General features: G+C 65.5%; 15 protein-coding genes. 5 read left to right on the forward strand and 10 right to left on the reverse strand.

The window, feature by feature from the left end; translation table 11 throughout:
- Positions 1 to 36: 36 nt before the first annotated feature.
- Positions 37 to 2790 (reverse strand): UvrD-helicase domain-containing protein, encoded by a 2754-nt coding sequence (locus AC5P66_RS15280; protein WP_111096632.1) that lies wholly within the window; start codon positions 2788 to 2790, stop codon positions 37 to 39.
- 151 nt (positions 2791 to 2941) lie between these two features.
- Positions 2942 to 3931 (reverse strand): acrylyl-CoA reductase (NADPH), encoded by a 990-nt coding sequence (gene acuI, locus AC5P66_RS15285; RefSeq protein ID WP_099495554.1) that lies wholly within the window; start codon positions 3929 to 3931, stop codon positions 2942 to 2944.
- Positions 3932 to 4032: 101 nt separating this feature from the next.
- Here acuI and AC5P66_RS15290 point away from each other — a divergent pair, with 101 nt between their 5' ends.
- Positions 4033 to 4386, forward strand: coding sequence for a winged helix-turn-helix transcriptional regulator (locus AC5P66_RS15290; protein ID WP_049415019.1), 354 nt, complete (start codon positions 4033 to 4035; stop codon positions 4384 to 4386).
- 54 nt (positions 4387 to 4440) lie between these two features.
- On the opposite strand, the gene AC5P66_RS15295 is transcribed toward AC5P66_RS15290, so the two are convergent.
- Positions 4441 to 4890: a DUF3592 domain-containing protein gene (locus AC5P66_RS15295; RefSeq protein ID WP_495216485.1), complete on the reverse strand. Its 450-nt coding sequence runs from the start codon at positions 4888 to 4890 to the stop codon at positions 4441 to 4443.
- A 632-nt stretch (positions 4891 to 5522) separates the two neighbouring features.
- Here AC5P66_RS15295 and AC5P66_RS15300 point away from each other — a divergent pair.
- From AC5P66_RS15300 to AC5P66_RS15310, 3 genes are all read left to right on the forward strand, one after another.
- The gene (locus AC5P66_RS15300) at positions 5523 to 5930 is read left to right on the forward strand and encodes a hypothetical protein (protein ID WP_099495552.1); all 408 of its coding nucleotides are present in this window, start codon (positions 5523 to 5525) and stop codon (positions 5928 to 5930) included.
- A 76-nt stretch (positions 5931 to 6006) separates the two neighbouring features.
- A complete protein-coding gene (locus tag AC5P66_RS15305; RefSeq protein WP_099495551.1) occupies positions 6007 to 6870 on the forward strand; it encodes a Smlt3025 familytype IV secretion system inhibitor in 864 nt (287 codons plus the stop codon).
- A 31-nt stretch (positions 6871 to 6901) separates the two neighbouring features.
- Entirely contained in the window at positions 6902 to 8224 is a 1323-nt protein-coding gene (locus AC5P66_RS15310) for a Smlt3024 family type IV secretion system effector (protein ID WP_099495550.1), read from the forward strand.
- Between the two features lie 51 nt (positions 8225 to 8275).
- Here the strand turns inward: AC5P66_RS15310 and AC5P66_RS15315 are convergent, their stop codons facing one another.
- Positions 8276 to 10417, reverse strand: a complete 2142-nt coding sequence (locus AC5P66_RS15315) for a TonB-dependent siderophore receptor (protein ID WP_495216486.1) — start codon at positions 10415 to 10417, stop codon at positions 8276 to 8278.
- 72 nt (positions 10418 to 10489) lie between these two features.
- A complete protein-coding gene (locus tag AC5P66_RS15320) occupies positions 10490 to 11134 on the reverse strand; it encodes a TetR/AcrR family transcriptional regulator (protein WP_099495548.1) in 645 nt (214 codons plus the stop codon).
- An 82-nt stretch (positions 11135 to 11216) separates the two neighbouring features.
- Here AC5P66_RS15320 and AC5P66_RS15325 point away from each other — a divergent pair, with 82 nt between their 5' ends.
- Complete coding sequence (locus AC5P66_RS15325) at positions 11217 to 12740, forward strand: FAD-dependent monooxygenase (RefSeq protein ID WP_495216487.1); 1524 nt, start codon at positions 11217 to 11219, stop codon at positions 12738 to 12740.
- Between the two features lie 7 nt (positions 12741 to 12747).
- Here the strand turns inward: AC5P66_RS15325 and AC5P66_RS15330 are convergent, their stop codons facing one another.
- The 5 genes from AC5P66_RS15330 to AC5P66_RS15350 form a co-directional block, all read right to left on the reverse strand.
- Positions 12748 to 14451, reverse strand: coding sequence for an ATP-binding protein (locus AC5P66_RS15330; RefSeq protein WP_495216488.1), 1704 nt, complete (start codon positions 14449 to 14451; stop codon positions 12748 to 12750).
- 378 nt (positions 14452 to 14829) lie between these two features.
- Positions 14830 to 15078, reverse strand: coding sequence for a hypothetical protein (locus AC5P66_RS15335; protein ID WP_049415115.1), 249 nt, complete (start codon positions 15076 to 15078; stop codon positions 14830 to 14832).
- Positions 15079 to 15191: 113 nt separating this feature from the next.
- On the reverse strand, positions 15192 to 15437 hold the full coding sequence (locus AC5P66_RS15340; protein WP_111096636.1) for a hypothetical protein: 246 nt from the start codon (positions 15435 to 15437) through the stop codon (positions 15192 to 15194).
- A 123-nt stretch (positions 15438 to 15560) separates the two neighbouring features.
- Positions 15561 to 15830 (reverse strand): hypothetical protein, encoded by a 270-nt coding sequence (locus tag AC5P66_RS15345; protein WP_005417254.1) that lies wholly within the window; start codon positions 15828 to 15830, stop codon positions 15561 to 15563.
- 103 nt (positions 15831 to 15933) lie between these two features.
- The gene (locus AC5P66_RS15350; RefSeq protein WP_100478348.1) at positions 15934 to 16410 is read right to left on the reverse strand and encodes a hypothetical protein; all 477 of its coding nucleotides are present in this window, start codon (positions 16408 to 16410) and stop codon (positions 15934 to 15936) included.
- Positions 16411 to 16469: the final 59 nt, after the last annotated feature.

Here is a 16469-nt window from a genome sequence, read left to right on the forward strand (position 1 = left end):
AGTGCGCACATCGCCAGGAAAGCGCAGAGAATACGCTCACCCACGACGCCCACCCTTCGGCTTGTTATGGCACAACGGATAACTCGAGCACGACCGGAAAGCCCCATGCGGCCCATTCCGGTCCACGAACACGCCCACCTTGCACACCGGGCAGCGCTCTTCGCGGATGGCCGCGCCTGAAATCGCGGTCACTTCCACTGCTCCGTCCTTCACCAGCTCATCCAGGAACGGCGAGTGCCTGCCCTGCAGGGTGAACATCGCAACCGAGCGTCGCGCACGCGTCAGGGCCACATAGAACAGCCGCCGTTCTTCGCTTAGCGGATAGGTATCGCCATCCGGCATTGCCAGCGAGAGCACCGGGTCATCCGCGCGCAGGCTCGGGAAGCTGCGGTTGCTCATGCCCGGCAGGATCACGTAGTCCGCCTCGCGCCCCTTCGATCGATGGGCGGTCAGGAACTCGACGTCCATCGTGCTGCCAAAGGCCCTCTTCCAATCCGAAGGCACTGCACCGCGATCCGCGCGATACCGCCCCAGAACAAAGACCGTCACGCGTCCATTGCGGCCCTGCGCCACCGCGCCTGACAACAGTTGCTGGTGCAGCTTCGAAAGGTACTGGCGAACGCCATCCTGCACCTCCTCACGCCGGTTCATCTGGAACGCCTGCAGCACCGGGCCGACTGCCGGCGCAGCAGAGCGGACCTTCTTGGCCATCTGCGCGGGGTTGCGGCTGATGAAGCGGCTGGAAACATCACACAGTGCCTGCGGGCAGCGGAACGTCTGCTCCAGTTTCAGCACCTGGCCATGCCCCATCCATTCGCGGAAACCGGTCATCACCGAAACGTCGGCGCCAGCGAAGCGATTGATCGACTGCCAGTCATCGCCCACCGCAAACAGATAGCGGCCCGGTTGGCTGACCAGCGCACGGCAGAGGCGCGCACGGGCGCGCGAGGCATCCTGGAATTCGTCGGCCATCACCAGATCGTAGGGTGACTCATAGTGGCCCTGTTCCAGCAACCCGGCGGCCATGTTGAGCATGTCTTCGAAATCGATGCTGCGCTCGTCAGTCAGTGCATCGTCCCAAGCATGGAAAACCGGCCCGGCGATCTCCAGGAAGCGCCGGTAGCGTTCCTTGAACTGATCCTCGGGCATCTGCCGCAGGCGCGCCGCCATATCGTCCAGCGTCAGGCAGTTGCTCTTGGCATGCGCAATGAAGGTGCGCATCAGGCCAATCAGGTCTGCGTCCGGCATCGGCTTGGCGCCCTGATCAGGCAGCTCGCGGTCCGGGTTCGGGTCGAGTTCGACGCCAGACGCACCCAGCCGCTCGGCAAGGTGTTGCAGGGCCTGTCCACTGCGCAGGCCAAACGAGGTCGTCTCGACCAGGGCAGTGCCGCGCGCCATATGCTGCTGGCGCTTCCAGTGCATGCCTTCGCTGTAATCGGCAAAGTGCTGCGGCGGCTGGCCATCGGCATCCAGCGCGAAGTGCTCGTGATACAGCCGGGCGTCCGGGTAGTAAAAGTCTGGACGATACTGGCGGTGGGTGTCTGTCGCGGTATCGAACTCGTAGCGCCGCTCGTAGTCATACGCCACGCCGTTGTAGAACAGCCAGTCAGCGATCACGCACTCTTCCAGGCTCTTCACCCGCTCGCCCTGCAGGGTACGCATGTAGGGCGCACCATCGCGGTCGTAGCCATCGGCCATCATGTCGGCACCCAACGGCGGCAGATCGCGTCCGAACACCAGGCGGAACATGTCCCACTGGGTGCGGAAGTGGGTCGAGCGGTCCTTCAGGTCGTCCACCAGTTCGGCCAGCTTGTTGAAGCCCAGCGTCGCGTCGATCGCCCATTCCGGGATATCAGGCTTGCGTCCCGTGGCCTTGGCGATGATGGCCAGGCCCAGGGCGTGGAAGGTCCGCGCCTCGACCACGGTGTCGCCCATGCCGAGCCGGTCGAAGCATCGTCGCGCGCGCTCCTCCAGCTCCTGGGCGGCATCCTTGTTGAAGGCGAGCATCACGATCCGTTCGGGTTCGACAAAGCCGCGGTCGATGGCATAAGCGGCCTTGGCGACCATCGTGGAGGTCTTGCCCGAGCCGGCCGCGGCCACGACCTGCACCCGGTTGTCGAAGCAGATGACCGCGCGGGCTTGTTCCTCGGTCAACGGTCTGCTCTCGACCCGGTCCAGGAAAGGCTTGGCCAGAGCCAGTTCACGGGTCGCCATTGCCTCATTGGCGTTCGCCCACACGGCGGGCCAATCCAGCTGCCAGTCGTTCAGCGCGTCCAGCGCCATGCGGTGGCGGTGCACGTGCAGGTCGTCATGCACCTCCTCGTCGAGGAACAGCTGCTCGAGCTCGGCTGGCGGGAGGGGCAGGGTGGGGCGGTCGGCCAGCAGCGCCTGCTGCTGTTCGTGCGTGATCCAGCGGCGGCCGGTGGTGCCTCTGTCGGTAAGCGCATCTGCCTCGGCCAGCCACGCCTGGATCTGCGCCAGAACGCGCTCAAACAGTGCCTTGCGCCCCCGCCTGGAGCGCGCGAAAAGCACGTGCTGCACGGCAGCCGCAAGCCGGGAGCCCTGGCTGTTGGGCAGCCCATCCACGGACAGTGCCTCACCGCGCTCGGTCGTCAGTTCGACCCGGGACCAGAGTACGCCGCGAACGACCCGCACGCTGTGTTCGTTCGCCACATGCTGCTGGTATTGCCTGCCGTCGATCAAAAGCGCGAGCTGTTCGCCATCCAGCCGCAACTGCCAGTCAGGCGAGCGGGTCACACGCTGGCCCCAGCCCGAGGGGCGCCATTCCATAGACATCCAGATACTGCCTTGCGTACGTCAACGGGCGTAAAGCGCCCTTGCCGCCCCATGATAAGGCGGCTTGGCGTGGCACGTTGCGTTTTCCGGTCAGTCGCGCGCGTGAGCCTGCGATGCCATTGCACCCTCGCCGGCGCGGCAGGCGTCAGGCGTTCACATCCACAACGATGCGGCCGCGCACCTTGCCGGGAATGATCTGCTCATAGACATCCAGTACCTCGGCGAGGCCGATCTGCTGCACGGTGCTTTCCAGCTTCTGCGGGTCCAGGTCAGTTGCAAGCCGATCCCAGGCGCGCTGGCGAACCTCTTGTGGGGCATTCACCGAATCCACGCCGGCCAGGGTCACGTTGCGCAGGATGAAGGGCAGCACCGAGCCGTGCAGTGCATCGCTCTGGGCCAGGCCACAGGCGGCCACGGCACCGCGGTACTTCGTTTCGGCGATGGCATTGACCAGCGTTGGGCCGCCGGCCACATCCAGCACGCCGGCCCATCGCTCGGCACTCACCGGCCGCTCGCGCGGTTCGGAAAGCTGCGCACGATCGATGATCTCGGCAGCACCCAGGTTGTGCAGATAATCAGCATGCTCCGGGCGTCCGGTGGCGGCCACCACGCGATAGCCCAGCTTCGACAGGATCGCCACCGCAATCGAGCCGACGCCGCCATTGGCGCCGGTCACCAGCACATCGCCCTTGTCGGGCGTCACGCCGGCATGTTCCAGGGCCAGCACGCACAGCATGGCGGTGTAGCCCGCGGTGCCGATGGCCATGGCGTCGCGGGTGCTCAGGTTGCCGGGAATCCGGTTGAGCCATTCGCCGCGTACGCGGGCGCGCTGGGCCAGGCCGCCGTGATGGCCCATGCTCAGGTCCCAGCCATTGAGCACGACGCGGTCGCCTGGCGTGAAGTCGGCCCTGCTGGATTCCAGCACCACGCCTGCCAGATCGATGCCGGGAATCAGCGGAAACGTCCGGATGACCGGACTCTTGCCGGTGAGCGCGAGCGCATCCTTGTAGTTGAGCGTGGAGTACTCGACCTGCACCAGGACGTCACCGTCCATCAGATTCGCCTCATCGAAATCGACCAGCTCGGTCGAAAGCTGGTTGTTCGTCTTGCCGGTCAGCAGGGCTTTGAACGTCATGGATGGCCTCACATTCATGGGATGGGGCCATGCTAGGCTCGTGCCTCTATTGCAACAAGAACGATGATTTTCCGTAGGTACTATGGTTTTCCGGAGTATGCATGCGTAGCAAGCGTTGGGATGGCAAGAGCGGGTGTGCGGTGGAAGTCACGCTGTCCGTGATCGGTGGCGTGTGGAAGCCGATCATTCTGTTTCACCTGATGACCGGCAAGCGGCGTTTCATGGAACTGACGCGGCGGGTGCCCAATGCTACCCAGTCCATGCTCACCAGCCAGCTGCGTGAACTGGAAGCCGATGGCGTGGTGATCCGCCACGTGTACCCGGAAGTGCCGCCGAAGGTGGAATACGAGCTGTCCGAGTTCGGCCGCACGCTGGTGCCGGTGCTGCTGGCCATGCGCGAGTGGGGCGAGACCTATCGCGGCCATGGAAGCACGGAAGGCGATTGCCAGAGTTGAAGACACTTTTGGCTCTGCGCGAGCGCATTCTGGATGCGCCCGCGCCTGGGTGGGTCAGGCGGGCTGCGCTTTCCGGCCCTGCACCACCCGGGTGACCAGCAGCGCCAGGGTGAGCAGCCCGGAGGCGATTGCCAGCCACAACAACAGCAGGGAGTTGTCCGTTTCGCCAACGGCCATCGCCACGGACGGGTCTTTGGCGTTGTAGCGGATATCAATCTCCTCCGCCTCGTCGGTGGCACGCATCCGATTGCCAAGGTCGTTGGAGACCGCGATCTTCTCGACGCGCGATTGGCCGTCTTCGGTTTCGAACTCGACATTCAGGACGAAGTTGCTCCTTCTGCCCCTCTTCTCATCCCAATGCACCTCGGTGACGAGACCTACCGCATCGCGCCCTTCGGCACCGTCAGTGAGGGCATGACGGTGATGGTCGTTGTAGGCGGCCACGGAAAGTGCGACCGCCACGCCAGCGGCAACAAGGATGTTGCGCCAGGAAGTGAATTCCATGATGAGCTCCTGATCCATTGAGGTCGGCGACTATAGTCGTCACCTCGCGGATCTCGTACGAAAACGGTGTGGCGCAGACATTCCGTTGTGATCAGATCGCGCTCGAATGTGCCTGTGGGCTCCTCTACGCAAGCGTTCCCGGTGTGTATCCAGCGCGGAACGCCTGTGCTCGAGCTGAAGACGGAGGCCGTGCGTATTGCGACTTTCTGCGCGATCGCCATGGCCGGTGTGTCGTGTTCGGCTCGATGTGATCGTTGGGCAGCGCGCGCAGGCAGGCGCGACGTACCAACGAAGCACGTCAGTCGGTGGACGGTTCGCCATCCCGTGACGCAACCAGCGTAGGAATGCGTCAGCGCGGACTTTTCCTACTTTGCATCGGCGATGGAGTGCGCCCATCATCGCCGCGCCAAGGCACTCGCCCTGGCCGGGATTGGCGTCCCGAACTTACGTACCGCTACCGGTCGCGATTGCAGCCGAAGCTGCAACCGCGACAATGCACCGCCCACCGGCTCATGGTGGACGGTGCGTGGGGATCTTCCGATCCGCCGGCTTTAGCGGTACGTATCCGGCACGCCAACCCGCACCGTCCGCCACCTTGCATCTGCAGGTGGCCACATCGTGAGGTTGCCGTCATGCCCGAACGTCTTCCCGACCATCCCCGCCTGCACGCGCTGCTGGGTGCCGCCGTGCGCGATCTTCCAGCTGCCTTGGCCGAAACGCCGGAGGACGCGCTCCGCGAATCCGCCGAGTTCGTCACGCCATCGGCGTTCTTTGCACACCTGGCAGGCCACGGCAGGAACCTGCGCGCTGATGGCGAGGCCTGGAGTGAAATGCACTTGAGCCCTGGCCGCGCGTTCGACATGGCCCTGGCGACCCGCAGCGTTTCGGGCATCACGGCGTTGACTGCGGTGCTGCACGCTGCGCATGTGGCGCGGGAGAGCGACGATCCCGCCTGCTGTCCCTCCGCCGCCGTGGTCGAGGGCCTGTTCAATGCCTGCCAGGTGCTGTCACTGCAGGTGGAGCGCTGCCTGGTTCCATGAAGGGCTGCGATGCGGTTCCTGTTCCGTTGACGCCCGGTTCCCTATAGTGGCGCTGGAACCCTGCAATGGAATGCCCATGCACGTGATGTCCCCGAGCCGTTGCCTGGCGCTTGCACTTGCCGTCGCGGCGAGTGCTGGCGCGTGTGCGCGGCCGCCATCCACCGAACACGAAAGGAATCCCGCCATGTCCGGCGCAACGCAGACCGGCCGCACGATCAACGGTCACACCTATACCGATGCCCCCGTGGACGTGAAGCTGGGGCCGAACACCTTCCGCATTCCGGCCAACTACCTGGACAGCCAGATCGCACCATGGCCGGGCGAGGGCGTGACGCTGGTCATCGAGTGGCCGGACATGAAGCCGACGGCGCCGGGTGCGCGGGCCAATCCGCGTACGAATGATTTCCGGAAGGAGATTCCAATCCGGATCAACTATGTTGATCGCGTTCCCGTTGAAACACTGCTTTCAAGGCTGTCGTCAAATGAAGCCATCACCGAGGAGGGCTCTGTGGAAAGGGAGGATCCCAGGGACCGTCTCGATCAACGCGTTGCAAAGCCGCAGATCTTGGGCCTGACGCCCTATGCAATCGATGAAGCGAAGATGGTGGTGTACGCGAAGCAGTATGAGGCGCGGTACGGGAGGCCGCCTGTGCGCAATCCCGCCTACGAGAGAGACTGGTACATCGCACGGCAGGGTGACGGCCGGATCAGCTCATTCATCAAATGTGACGGCGAGGAATTCCGACGCGACGGCGTGCGGCTGGAGGGGCGCGAGGTGATCAGTGAGCCAGGGGAAGTGGCCGCGGGCTGCGTTCATTACTTCGTGGACATCGACAACAAGCTGTCCGTCAGCCTGGACTACAAGAGAGCGTTTCTGAAGGACTGGAAGCGCATGGAAGAGGCCGTCAGGGACATCATCGCGCGCACCCGGTCCAAGTGATCGGTGATTCAAGGAAGAGAAGGGGCAGGGTATGAGTGGATTGACCGAACGCGATCTAAGCATCCTTGGCAGCTATGCCAGAGACGGCAACCGCGAGCTTTACTGGAACTACCTGTCGCAACTGCCGGGAGCCGATGGATACGGGACACTGGCACTGGGTGTTGTACGCAATGACAGCCTGCCGGGACGCGTCGCGAACGCGTATGCACAAAGCTACGCAAAGACCCAGCAGGAAGACGGATCCCGGTTTTCAAATGCACAGTTGACGGAGCGGCAATGGGAGTCCTTTGGGCAGACCCTGCTCGAAAGAGATCTTGAGTTGCGGCAGCAGTGGATGAACGAGCGCCGTCCAGACCTGGCACTGAATCTTCCCGGCAAAGACGTGATGCTGGCTCACGACCGCGCATTTGAACGGCATGAACTCGATCCCAACTGCTGGACGCCGCGCGTGTTGCTGCAGGCGGCTGAGCAGAAGAGCGGCCCCGAGAAGCTGGAACAGATCTGGACCAACATGCTCAACAATGACTACGCCGGAGGCCCGCGCGTAGGCAACACCAGTGTCGATGCCATCAGCCAGATGGGATGGACGAAAGGCGGCCAGTACCTGACCCGGTTGAGCGTGCTGGAAGCCACCCAGGCGCTGGACGGCCGCTCAGCAGTCGATCCGAACGTCATCGGTGGCAACAGCTACTACGCGATTTACTTCGAAGCGGATAGGAAGTGGGCCAGTGTCAGCGCGGGTGGCGGCCACGTGTCGATGCGCGAGATTACCGACCCCGCACGCATCGCCGAGCTCAACGACGCGCGCGAGGTTCGTCTGGAGCGCCAGGAAAAACGCACCCAGTTCCACCCGGACGACCCGTACCGGGCCATCACCCGCAGCCCGCTGACCGCAGCCGTGGACGACGTGCCGGATCCCGCGCAGGCGCCGACCCGCCTGGCCGACATTGGTCCCGGCCACCGTGAGTACGCACTGCTGCAGCAGGTGCGCGAAGGCGTGGCCGCGATCGATGCCCGCGCCGGGCGTCCCCACGACGAGAACAGCGAGCGCCTCGTGGCGAGCGTGATGGCATTGGCCCGTCGCAACCAGCTTGAACGGGCCGACCATGTGCTGCTGAGCGCGCAGACTGCCGAGCATCCGGCCGGCCGCAACGTGTTCGTGGTGCAGGGCGAGATGAGCGATCCCGCGCATCTGCGTGCCTCCATGCCTACCGATGTTGCGGTGCAGACGCCGGTTGCACAATCCCTGCAGCAGATCGAGGCTGCCAGCCTTGAGCGCCAGCAGGCGGCCATGCAGCGCCAGCAGGATATCGATCTGCAGGCGCGCGAGAGTCACGCGATACGCATGGGGTGACCAGGCCAGGCGCCGAGCCGAGCGTGGGCACGGCGCCACAGGAGAGGTTCGTCAGAAGCTGTAAGCCGCCTGCACGTACACCCGTCGCGGCTCGCCCGGGAAATGCCCGTTGCGCTCGATGAAGCCGCTGGCCGCGTACACCTTGTCGAACAGGTTCTTGACGTTGGCCTGGAACTGCCACTGCTTCCACGTGGTCTTCCAGCTCATGTCGAATACCGTGTAAGCCTTGACCGTCTGCCCATCCAGGCTGACACGCTCGCCCACATGGTCGGCGCCGAAGCCGATGGCCGAATTGATCGACGGCAGGTCGTAACGTGTCCACAGGCCGAGCTTGTTGCGTGGTGCATTCGCGAAGCGGTCGCCGGACGCATTGGTGATGCCGTTCGGTCCGGCGTCCTTTACCCGTGCGTCGTTGTAGGCGTAGGTCAGGTTCACCACCCAGCGCTCGGTCACGTCGGCCAGCAGGTCCAGTTCCATGCCCGTGCTGCGTACCAGGCCCAGCGCGGCCAGCTGGTTCACGCCGTCCCGCACTTCGCCGGTGGCCTGCACGATGTTGCTGCGGTCGATGCGGTAGGCCGCCATGTTCAGGGTCACGCGGTCGGCCAGCAGGGACTTCATGCCGACTTCCCACTGCCTGCTGCGCTCGGCGTCGAACGGGCCACCCGCTGCCGGGTTCTGGTTGGCCGCGCTCTGCGGCACGAAGCCGCTGGCGATGTTGGCATACAGGTTAACGCCGTCCCGGACGGTAAAGGTGCTGCCCAGACGCCAGCTGAGCGCGTTGCCATCCACGCTGTTGCCGCCCATGCGGTCCTCATCCTTGAAGCCATCCCAGCGCAGTCCGGCCAGCACGTGCCAGCGCGTGCCCAGCGCCAGCTCATCCTGCAGATAGCCGCCGTAGCGCTTGCTGCGGGTGGCGGTGCTGCGGCACGGCAGGGCGGCCAGGTTGTAGTCATGCCAGGTGCTCGCGCCATAGACCGGGTTGAACAGGTCGATGCCGCGCACCGGGCCGGCGCCGCGTGCCAGGTCGGCACTGTTGGCGGTCTGCGCGGTGAAGTCGGCGTCGAGCTGGTACACGTCGGCGCCGAACAGCACCTTGTGTTCGATACGGCCGGTGTTGATCCTCCATACGGCATTGCCGCTGGCGGTGAAGGCCTCGTTGTCGCGGATCTGGTTGCGCAGCTGGCGCGTCATCCATTCGGCTACGCCGTCGCGGTCACGATCAATCAGCCCCATCGGCTCGTGGTACATCTGGTGCTCGTTGTTGCTGAACCAGCGCGCAGCAATGTCCACGTCCAGCGTATCGAGCGGTGCGAAGCGGTACTGCGCCAGTGCGACCCTGGCGCGCATGTCGAGGAAGTCGCTGGCCTCGTTGTGGTTCCAGCGCCGGTCGGTCAGGAAGCTGCCGGCATCGTTCACCGGCACGCCGCGCAGGCGGTTGCCGCCCAGGTTCTGGGTGATGTCGGTGAACTGCAGCACCAGCTCGCCGGTCTGGCCAACGTCGAAGGCCAGCGAGGCGTCGCCGATCACGCTTTCGCTGTCGGCATTCCAGCGTACGCCCTGCTCGCTGTCGGCATAGAGGCCGGCGCGATAGCGAATGCTGCCGCTGGCATTCAAGGGGCCGGTGCCTTCGATCGACCCGGCGCGGAAGTCCTTGTCGCCTGCCTGCAGCTCGATGCGGCGTTCGGCGCGCGCCTTGGGCTTGCGCGTTACATAGTTGATGACGCCGCCCGCATCACCACCGCCGTACAGCGCACCGGCCGGACCCTTCAGCACTTCCACGCGTTCGATGTTGAACAGCTGCGGCACCGAGAAGCCGGCATAGGGATCACCGCGCAGGCCGTCGTAGAGCAAGTTCTCCTGGTGGAAACCGCGCAGTGTGACGCCGGCATAGCTGAAGAAGCTGATGCCGCTGATGCTGCGGTACAGATCGGTGACCTGGCGCGCGGCCTGGTCGTCGATCAGCTCGCGCGGCACGACCTGGATCGACTGCGGCACCAGTTCCAACGGGGTATCGGTGCGGGTGCCGACGGCCGCATCATTGGCGCGGTACAGGGTCTGCGCGCGGCCGCGGACCTCGACCTGGTCCAGGTCCTTCGGGGTGTCAGCGGAGGCCCCGGAGGCCAGTGCAGGCGTAGCCAGGGAAAGGGGCAGCGCCAGGCAGAGGGCGTGCTTGAGCGGGGTTGGAAGCGGCATGAGGGGTCGGGGTGGGCTGCAAATGAGAAAGATTAGCATTTGCAGTGCTTCGTGACCTATCCCCCGAGTGCGCTATGGACGCAGGCCCGGGTCGGTATATGGGGTGCCGGCCAAGGCCACCAGCACGCCGGTGCCGCCGCGCACGATCAGCTGCAGCATCGCCTGGCGCGGATCCTCGCCCTCCTGCTGGCTGGCCAGTCCGTTCTGATAGGCCGCCACCATCGACGCCAGCAGCATCGCCGCACCCAGGCGTGCCTCGGCATCATCCGCCGACCGCCCGACGGCGCTGGCCATCAACTGCGCGAGGTCGTCGGCCAGCTGTGCCTGCAGCCGTCGTGCATGTGCCACCAAGGCCGGGCTGCCGGCCACCGTGGCCCAGAAGGTCGCTGCACCGGCATTGATCCGCAACAGGGGATGGCCGCTGTCGAGCAGCTCCCTCACCAGCGACTGGAAGGCGGCCAGCGGAGTCATGCCGCAGCGCGCAGTCATGCCCTCGCGCAGCAACGCCCGCGCTTCCTCGTCGCGGTCGAATACCAGGTCCTCCTTGCTGGCGAAATAGTTGAAGACTGTCTTGCGCGAGACCCCGGCGGCCTCGGCGATCTCGGACATGGACACGGCTTCGAAGCCGCGGCGGATGATCAGTTCGGTGGCGACGTCCGAAATGGTCTGTCGGGTCTCGGTCTTGCGCTGCTCGCGGCGGCCCGGAGGCGGGGTCATGGGCGGCTCACTTGTGGAAAAGTACACCGAGTGTAACATTGGCGTCGCCAGAGCGCCGCCCCGGGGCTGACAGGGAACTGCCATGTTGTACGACGTCGTCATCGCCGGGGCCGGTCCGGTCGGTCTGTTCCTGTCCGGCGAACTGGCCCGGGCCGGCTGTTCGGTCATGCTGCTGGAGCAGGCTCAGTCACCCGATTCACCCCTGAAGCGCCTGCCCTTTGGCCTGCGCGGCTTGAACGCGCCCACGCTGGAAGCGCTGGATCGGCGCGGCCTGCTGGACGCGGTAGCGGCCCGCCAGGTGCTGAAGCCGGACAAGGGCGCGCCGCCGTCCGGCACGGCCCATTGGCTGGCGCAACCGCGGCCGCTGGGAGGCCACTTCGCCGGCATTCCTTTCGCCCTGGATGACGTGGACAGCGCGCGCTGGCGTGATCGCCTGCCGACCCCGGTACCCACCCGGATGGCGGTGGAGCTGCAATCGCTCGAGGCGGTGCTGGCCGCGCATGCAGCGTCACTGGGTGTACAGATCGAGCGTGGCTGCACAGTGCAGGCGGTGCGCGCTCACGAAGCACAGGTGGAGGTGCAGACCGGTCGCGGGCTGATGCGGGGCCGCTGGCTGGTCGGATGCGATGGCGCCCGCAGCACGGTACGCAAGCAATCGGGCTTCGTGTTCGCAGGGACCGCGCCGGAGTTCACCGGGTACACGCTGCAGGTTGAACTGGCGGACCCGTCGGTGCTCGTCCCCGGGCGTCAGTTCACCGAACACGGTATGTGCAATTTCAATCCGCCGGGCATGCTGGCGCTGGCCGATTTCGACGGTGGCGCCGGCCATCGCACGCCGCTGGACCGGCACACCGCCCAGGCGCTGCTGCGGCGTGTGTCCGGGCGAGAGGCAACGATCACGGCGTTGCATCTGGCCACCACATGGACCGATGCCGCGCGCCAGGCCACGGCCTATCGCAGCGGCCGCGTGCTGTTGGCCGGTGATGCCGCGCACATGCATTCGCCGTTGGGCGGGCAGGGGCTGAACCTCGGCATCGGCGATGCGATGAACCTGGGGTGGAAGCTGGCCGCGGTGGCGCGAGGCGACGCCGCCGAGACGCTGCTGGACAGCTATCAGGCTGAGCGCCATCCGATCGGCGCCCGGGTGCTCGACTGGTCACGTGCGCAGGTGGCGTTGATGCGGCCAGACCCCGGGTCGCGCGCGCTGGCGGCGGTCATCGCCGACCTGGCCGCGACCCGCGACGGCGCCACCTATCTCGCCGAGCGGTTGTGGGGCGTGGCGCAGCCACCGGTGTTCGATGGCGGCCACCCGCGGGTTGGCCGAAGCGTGCCTGACGTCTATCTGACCGATGGCCGCCGCATGGGAGAGCTGCTGCGTGCAGGGCAGGGCGTGCTGCTGGGGCTCGATACCGGCGATTCGCTCGGTCCGATCATTGAGCGCTGGCAGCGGTCGGTCACCTGCGTGATGTCCACGGCGCGCGACACGCTGGGACTGGGCGCCGTGCTGGTCCGCCCCGACGGTATCGTCGCCTGGGCCTGCGATGCTGGCGGCGACACGTCGGGGCTGGAGCCTTCGCTGGAACGCTGGTTCGGTTCGCTGCGGTGACCGCCTGCTAGGGCGACGCCATCACGGCCTGCGCGCAGCGCCCGGCTTCGGTCATCACCGAGGCCAGCTGCTTCAATGAGTAAGGCTTGCGCAGCAGGGTGAAGCCATGGCCAGGGTCCCGGGCCAGCAGTTCGCTGTAGCCGCTGGTAAGGATCACTGGAAGCCCAGGCAGGCGGCTGCGGATGGTACGGGCCAGATCCAGGCCGTTCATGCCAGGCATCACTACGTCGCTGAACACTACATCGAAGCGGGAGGCATCCCGTTCGAGCTCCGCCAGGGCCTCGTCCGCATTGTGCGCAAGTACCACGTTGTAATCGAGCTCGCGCAGGGCGCCGACGGCAAATTCGGCCACATCGACGTTGTCTTCCACCACCAGCACGCAGACACCGTGACCATGCTGCAGCCCCGGTAGCGTCGCCGGCCGTTCCGTCATTTCTCTCGCCTGCGCCAGCGGCAGGTACAGGGTGAAGCGGGTACCGGCGCCCGCCTGGCTCTGCACGTCCACCTCGCCTTCTGACTGCTTGACGAAGCCGAACACCTGGCTGAGGCCGAGGCCGGTTCCGGCGCCGACGCTCTTGGTGGTGAAGAAGGGCTCGAAGATGCGGTCGACGACGGCGGGGTCGATGCCTGCTCCGGTGTCGGTCACACTGATCGCGGCGAAGTCGCCCTTCATCGGCGCGGCGAAGCGCACCGAAGGCACGGCGGTTACCTGCTCCACCTCGATGGTCACCCTGCCGTGTCCCTCGATCGCATCGCGCGCATTGACCGCGATGTTGATCAATGCAGTGTCCAGCTGGGTCCGGTCCAGCAGCACCGGCATCGGTGTGTCGGGCAACGTCAACGACACCTGGATGCGCGCGCCCAGTACGGTGGTGATGATGTCCGCGAGCGCGTGCACGCTTTCGCAGAGATCGAAGACCTCCGGCGACAGGCTCTGGCGACGCGAGAACGCAAGCAGTTGCGCGGTCAGCCTGGTGGCGCGGTCCGAGGCTGTGGCAATGGCCTGGATGTAGCGGCGCCGGGTGTCGTCTGACGGCCACGTGTGCAGGAGCATGTCCACCGAACCGGTGATGACCTGCAGCAGGTTGTTGAAGTCGTGGGCCACACCGCCGGTGAGCTGGCCGATCGCCTCCAGCTTCTGCGACTGGCGCAGCTGCTCGCGGGCGCGAACCAGTTCCAGATGGGCCTCCCGCGCCTGCTCGGTGATCGCCGCGACCTGGCGGCTGTGCAGGTCGCGCTCGATCACCCGTTCGGTCTGCTCGCTGACCACGCACAGGATGCCGGCCACACTGCCGCAGCCGACGCGCAGCGGCGAATACGAGAACGTCCAGAATGTTTCACGCAGCGTGCCGTCGCGATCCATCATCAACGGGAGGTTCTTGAAGCTGCGGCTGGTGCCGGCGAAGGCATCGTTGACGGCCTTCGCCACGTCCGGCCATACGTCCGCCCAGACATCCTCCAGGCAATTGCCCATCGCGCCGTGCAGTTTTTCCCCCAGCATCGGCAGGTAGGCATCATTGAAGAAGAACGCCTTGTCTTCCTTGCCCCAGGCAAGCCACAGGGGTTCTGGCGAATCCAGGATCATCGCCAGCAACATGCGAAGTTCGGCGGGTGCGCTTGCGGCAGTGGCCGAGCGGGCCCAGTCACTGTCCTGCAGCAGTCGGTAGGCGAGCTGATCAGGTGCAGAGACTGGCAGGGGAAAAGGATGCATGGCCGCCATTGGCGCAGGGAGGTGGCGCAGCATAGCCGAGCGCATGTCATGACGCTCTGCACACCGCCGACATGAAAGGCCCCGCCACTTCGTCGTCGACGTGGCAAGGATGCACCCTTTGTCCCGCAGATTCGCGCTATCGCGACGCAGCGCGAAGGGAGGCGAAGCTGGCCCGACCGGCGGGTCTAGCCCTCACGACCTGACTGCGCGGCGAGCGCATCCCGGCCAGCCTCGGTGAGATCGATATCCCCGTCCTCTGCCTGTACCGCCCATCCGGCGGTCACCGCCCACGTTGCGGCATCGCCGCGCACCGGTTCCGCAGCGGCGATTGCCTGGAGTATTTTCCGCTGTTCCGCAGTCATTCCCACGTCGCGGCCCTCAGATACCCAGCAACGACGCCGGTTGCCATTCCGACAGCCGGGCATGGCTGACCGGTTGATGACAGCCGCACCCGCCGCAGCGGAACAATGCGCCACCTGGCAAGTGCACCAGATTGTCCTCACTGGCCGAGCTGGTCGATGTGCAATGCCGGCAGGTGACCGTGAGCGCGGTGATGCGCTGCACGCCCCCTGACAGATCGAACACGGCCTCGAACGCGCGAATGACAGGGAGGGCAGTGTCCGGCATCTGGATCTCGACAGGGTGGGGAGACCTCATCGTCGCGCGCCGGCTGTGATGGGCCAGTCAGCCAGGTGCATGGGCATGGTCAAGACAGCCACGGGAACCGGCAGCGCTCCCTTTCAGGGATCCTTTTTCTTTCCGCTCAGGTCCAGCGGCTTGTCACTGTCGCCGCGCTCGCTCGACCACACTTCCAGACCCCTGTTGCAACGGCTCTCGCGGGCAGCGACCTCTCGCGGCAGATCCTTCAGATGGGGTGACTCCTGGCAGGCCGGATGCATGGCGCTGTCGTCATAGGTGGCGCAGGCGCTGAGCGACGCCAGGGCGATGGCAGTGAGGGTGGCACGGAATGAAGGCTGCAGGGTCATGGGTGGCCTCGGGTAATGCCAGGATGGCCATGGAATTCAAATCCGAGACGCCGGGCATGCACAATCGGACCCATTGCACTTGTTATTCTGTAACAAATGCGCGATGGTCCGGCCCCTGCTGGGTCAGGCGATGCAGATCATCAGCACCATGCACAGCGCCACCATCAGCACGAACACACGACGGCTCAGCGCCAGGCAGGCCAGATAGGCTGCGAGCGCCCAGGCAGCCAGCAGTGCGCAGGCCACCACCCACAGCCCGATCCCCATCATCGAATCGGCTGCCAACGCAGACAAGGCAATGGCCTTGGACAACGCCACCCCCAACACGCTGCCCAGCATGCCGGCCTGCAAGGCGATGGCATCGTGGCGGGCAGGTGCGCGAGGGTGGTGCATTGCGGGTCCGGTGCAGGCCGAGAAAACGGCGTCGGCTGCACTGTGCCCAAATGCACATCCACGAAATGTGTTCATCGCGCGCGAAGACCGCGATGAAGCCCGTTCAGTCGAACTCACCCTCGGCCGATTCCAGGCGCTGCCGGTACGCCGCGCGGTGCTGGTACAGGCGCTGGCACTCGGCCGACCTGTGGATGCGGCTGCCGGGTTCATTGGCCACCGAGTCGCACATCCGCGCGATGTGATTGTTCTCCGCCAGTTCGGTGACGAAGAACACGGCAGTGATGCCGGTGCCAAGCAGCACGACATACAGCAGACGGCTGAGCCAGCGTGACAATTTCCGCTCGAAGTGCTGCTGGATGGTCAGGTCGAAGCGGATGATGCTGAGCACGATCCAGACGATGGCGACCAGGAAGCAGAGCGTGGGCAGCAGGTCGCGCCAGATGCCTGCTTCGTAGACCGACTCGCTGTAATGGACCGCAGCCCCGGCACCTGCGATGGCAATGGCCAGCGCCCAGTTGCGGCCCAGTGAGAGCAGGTCATCAAGCAGCTTCTCGTAGTTCCTGGTTGGTCCTGCTGCCACGAGGGTTCCTTCTGCGTGTTGCGACCGGCGACGGGCTGCCGCCGATTGTGCAGATGGTG

This window comes from Stenotrophomonas sp. YJH_SMC_122 (assembly GCF_059369535.1).

Excerpts from the sequence above, each read along its gene's own strand:
- AC5P66_RS15300 (WP_099495552.1), top strand. The coding sequence starts at position 5,523 with ATGCCCGAACGTCTTCCCGACCATCCCCGCCTGCACGCGCTGCTGGGT.
- AC5P66_RS15305 (WP_099495551.1), top strand. The coding sequence starts at position 6,007 with ATGCACGTGATGTCCCCGAGCCGTTGCCTGGCGCTTGCACTTGCCGTC.
- AC5P66_RS15340 (WP_111096636.1), bottom strand. The coding sequence starts at position 15,437 with ATGACCCTGCAGCCTTCATTCCGTGCCACCCTCACTGCCATCGCCCTG.
- AC5P66_RS15330 (WP_495216488.1), bottom strand. The coding sequence starts at position 14,451 with ATGCATCCTTTTCCCCTGCCAGTCTCTGCACCTGATCAGCTCGCCTAC.
- AC5P66_RS15280 (WP_111096632.1), bottom strand. The coding sequence starts at position 2,790 with ATGGAATGGCGCCCCTCGGGCTGGGGCCAGCGTGTGACCCGCTCGCCT.
- AC5P66_RS15315 (WP_495216486.1), bottom strand. The coding sequence starts at position 10,417 with ATGCCGCTTCCAACCCCGCTCAAGCACGCCCTCTGCCTGGCGCTGCCC.
- AC5P66_RS15310 (WP_099495550.1), top strand. The coding sequence starts at position 6,902 with ATGAGTGGATTGACCGAACGCGATCTAAGCATCCTTGGCAGCTATGCC.
- AC5P66_RS15290 (WP_049415019.1), top strand. The coding sequence starts at position 4,033 with ATGCGTAGCAAGCGTTGGGATGGCAAGAGCGGGTGTGCGGTGGAAGTC.
- AC5P66_RS15345 (WP_005417254.1), bottom strand. The coding sequence starts at position 15,830 with ATGCACCACCCTCGCGCACCTGCCCGCCACGATGCCATCGCCTTGCAG.
- AC5P66_RS15295 (WP_495216485.1), bottom strand. The coding sequence starts at position 4,890 with ATGGAATTCACTTCCTGGCGCAACATCCTTGTTGCCGCTGGCGTGGCG.
- acuI (WP_099495554.1), bottom strand. The coding sequence starts at position 3,931 with ATGACGTTCAAAGCCCTGCTGACCGGCAAGACGAACAACCAGCTTTCG.
- AC5P66_RS15325 (WP_495216487.1), top strand. The coding sequence starts at position 11,217 with ATGTTGTACGACGTCGTCATCGCCGGGGCCGGTCCGGTCGGTCTGTTC.
- AC5P66_RS15335 (WP_049415115.1), bottom strand. The coding sequence starts at position 15,078 with ATGCCGGACACTGCCCTCCCTGTCATTCGCGCGTTCGAGGCCGTGTTC.
- AC5P66_RS15320 (WP_099495548.1), bottom strand. The coding sequence starts at position 11,134 with ATGACCCCGCCTCCGGGCCGCCGCGAGCAGCGCAAGACCGAGACCCGA.